The organism is Nocardia niwae NBRC 108934 = DSM 45340 (genome assembly GCF_001613465.1).
Lineage (GTDB): Bacteria > Actinomycetota > Actinomycetes > Mycobacteriales > Mycobacteriaceae > Nocardia > Nocardia niwae.
In genome coordinates, this window is record NZ_BDCK01000008.1 from 1 (window position 1) to 2,980 (window position 2,980).

At 68.9% G+C, this 2,980-nt stretch carries 4 protein-coding genes and 1 tRNA gene; all 5 read left to right on the forward strand.

The genetic code is table 11. The features are described 5' to 3' along the window. On the forward strand, positions 1 to 934 hold a 934-nt coding region (locus tag NNI01S_RS35185), incomplete at its 5' end, for a hypothetical protein (protein WP_169812917.1). Then, positions 931 to 1,311, forward strand: coding sequence for a DUF6221 family protein (locus tag NNI01S_RS02740; protein ID WP_063017172.1), 381 nt, complete (start codon positions 931 to 933; stop codon positions 1,309 to 1,311). The genes NNI01S_RS35185 and NNI01S_RS02740, both read left to right, overlap by 4 nt. 309 nt (positions 1,312 to 1,620) lie before the next feature. Next, positions 1,621 to 2,352: a DNA-methyltransferase gene (locus NNI01S_RS02745; protein ID WP_063017174.1), complete on the forward strand. Its 732-nt coding sequence runs from the start codon at positions 1,621 to 1,623 to the stop codon at positions 2,350 to 2,352. Beyond that, positions 2,343 to 2,414, forward strand: a tRNA-Met gene (locus tag NNI01S_RS02750). Before NNI01S_RS02745 ends, NNI01S_RS02750 begins: the two co-directional genes overlap by 10 nt. A 298-nt stretch (positions 2,415 to 2,712) precedes the next feature. Then, positions 2,713 to 2,853: a hypothetical protein gene (locus NNI01S_RS34220; protein ID WP_156511126.1), complete on the forward strand. Its 141-nt coding sequence runs from the start codon at positions 2,713 to 2,715 to the stop codon at positions 2,851 to 2,853. The last annotated feature ends 127 nt before the right edge of the window (positions 2,854 to 2,980 follow it).

The window sequence follows — 2,980 nt, forward strand, 5'->3', positions numbered from 1 at the left end:
GCCCGGCCTGCTCGCCGACCTCGAAACCGCGCGCAGTGGGCAGGCCCGGATCGCCGCCGACCGCGCCGGTGGGCGCTCGGCCGAGGTGCCACTGCCTATCGCCGACACCACAAACGAGGACCGCGGGCACGGTGTGCGCCTGCTCGGCGAACGCGAGGCGCTCGCGCTGTCGACCGCGCTGCACGGGTGGGCGCGCATCCTCGCCGACCAGCTCGGCGTCGAGATTCCGCTCGAGGCGCGCTCGCTCGCCGTGCTGGCCGCCAACGCCCGGCACACCGGCGGATCCTCCGAGGCCCCCGTCGTGGTGCATGAGCACCGGCTGCGCAAGGGCGTGCGGGTGCGCGAATCTCACGTCGCGTTGCGCACGGCCGCGCACCTCATCCCGTCGGCCTCGATCGACGACCGTCTCGCGGTCTGGCTGGCGAGCCACCCGCACGGGCTGCGCGAACTCGACGCGGCAGAGGCGGCGCACCACGACATCGTCGGCGCGGTCAACCGTCTCCGGCACATGGTCGACCGGCCCGCCGATCGCCGATACCTCGGTCGGTGTCCGGTCAGAGTCGATGACGGCGGGACGTGCGCGGCGAACCTGTGGGCCGAACCCGATGCGGCGTGGGTGCGGTGCGCGAACTGCCGCCAGCAGCAACAGGTCGCGCACCTTGAAGATCAGGCCACCGCATCTGCCCGCGAAATGTTATGCACGATGCCCGAGTTGCTGCACGCCTGCGCGGCAATCGGCTCGCCGATCGCGCGGCGAACCGGCTACCGGTGGGCCGCCGAGGGCCGCCTTACGCGCCGCGCGTGGCTCATCCGCAGCCGCGCTGGTGTGCGCATCACCGACCTGCATGAGGACGGCGCGGTGCCCGTGTACCGCGTCGGTGACGCCCTCGAACTGGCGCGCCGCGAATTCGCCGAGAGAGGATCGACACCATGACCATCGTCGAGTTCATCGAGGCCCGGCTCGCCGAGGACGAACGGATCGCGCAGGAATCGGACGCAGGCGACGGCGAATGGGTCTACAGCGAGCAGTGGGACCGCGTCAGCACCTCTCAGGAGGACCTGTACACGCTCTATCACGCCGAACATATCGCCCGTCATGACCCAGCCCGGGTGCTGCGGCAGGTGGCGGCCCTGCGTGGTGTCGTCGACAATCTGCGCACCATTCCTGGTCTTCGCGCTGCCCTCGAGGCCGAGTTCGGCAGCGAAGACACCGCAGAGGAAATCCGGGCAGCCGGTCCCGATCTGCGCGGAATCGCTGCGATCTGGTCTGACCATCCAGACTTCCGGCCGGAGTGGAACACCACACCGTAGCCGCAAGATCGAAAATGCTCTGACCTGGTGCTATGCTCGATGGCACCTCAAAACCGGTACTGACGAGCCGACCCCAAAAGCGGCGACAGTGCCGGTTTTCGCATGTCATAGGCCATTTCGGCCCCCACGATCTCGCAGCGCGTCAAACGGTGCCAACCTTCACCGCAAGCGCCCCAACGCGCTCGGCCGAGCACAGCCACGCCGAGTAGCCGCAACCCTGGTCCGACTCAGCCGGGGGGCCACGCTGCGCGCTGCACCCTACGTCCAGGCCCCGGACGGTCCCGGGCCGGGGACGGTGGAGGTAGCACCATGTCAGAGATCATCCACGGCGAAGCCCTCGCCACCATGCGGAACCTCACTACCGCCGATTTTGACGCGCTGATCACCGACCCGCCCTACTGCAGCGGCGGCACCAGCACCGCGGAACGAACGTCCCGCACTGCGCAGCAGAAGTACGTCAGCACCGACTCGACCACCGGCAAGGCTCTGCCGGACTTCGGTGGCGACCAGCGCGACCAGCGCTCGTTCACCCTCTGGTGCACGCTGTGGCTCGGCGAAGCGCTGCGCCTTGTCCGGCCCGGCGGGCAAGCCCTCGTGTTCTGCGACTGGCGCCAGCTGCCCGCGATGTCCGACGCGCTCCAGGCGGCCGGGTGGCGGTGGCGCGGCATCACCGTATGGGCCAAGACCAACGCCCGCCCGCAGCCCGGGTTCCGCAACGAATGCGAATACATCCTGTGGGCCTCGCACGGCACCATCGACCGCGACCACCAGCCGCCCTGCCTACCCGGCGTCTACCGGGTGGGCTCGCCGAAAGGCAAGGAGCGGCAGCACATCACGGCCAAGCCGGTCGAGCTGATGCGCTACCTCGTCCGCACAGTGCCCGTCGGCGGCCTGGTCCTCGATCCCTTCGCGGGCTCCGGCACCACCGGGGTCGGCGCGCTGGCGGAAGGCCGGCGGTTCCTCGGCATCGAGGGCAGCCCGGCATACGCCGAGATAGCAACCCGACGGCTGGCGGACTTCACCAGCCACGACGCGGTGTAGAGCAGCGGTAGCTCGCCAGCTCCATGTGCTGGAGGTCGCCGGTTCGAATCCGGCCACCGCAACGGACAACTCGTCCACCATCCAGCGCAAGGAGATTGCCATGCTGTCCACCCTGTCTGCCATCGCCGCCGCCGTCGACTGGTTGAAGGTCGCCGAGGGCGTCGGCACCATCCTCGGCGCGTTCATCCGCGCCGCCTTCTGATACCGAGGGTCTGACCCTCCCCAGACTTCGCAGCGCGTCAACCGGAAACGACCCATGCCGGAAAGCGCCCCAACGAGCACAGCTCCGCAAGCCCGTGAGAAGCCGCGGGTGGTCACGCTGCGCGCTGCGAACCCCCTCCCTCACGTAGGAGATACGCCGTGGACCACGACGCTCATGTCCTCGCCTACCAGATCGCCTACGTTCGCGAACTGCTTCGCGCGTGGGCCGGGTTCGTCTGCTGTCCGAGCATGTTCGACCCACTGATCGACGACATCGCACACGCAGCCTTCACCCGATAGGAGCCCGTGATGGATCTGCTCTACACCCTCGTGCACGACTTGCTGTGCCATCCCATCGGCCACATGCCCACGCTCAAGGCGATCCCGCTGCACATCCTGATGGCGGTGCCGTGGTGAGTCCGGCCGT

Coding starts and splice junctions, on each gene's coding strand:
- NNI01S_RS02740 (WP_063017172.1), top strand. CDS start 931: ATGACCATCGTCGAGTTCATCGAGGCCCGGCTCGCCGAGGACGAACGG.
- NNI01S_RS02745 (WP_063017174.1), top strand. CDS start 1,621: ATGTCAGAGATCATCCACGGCGAAGCCCTCGCCACCATGCGGAACCTC.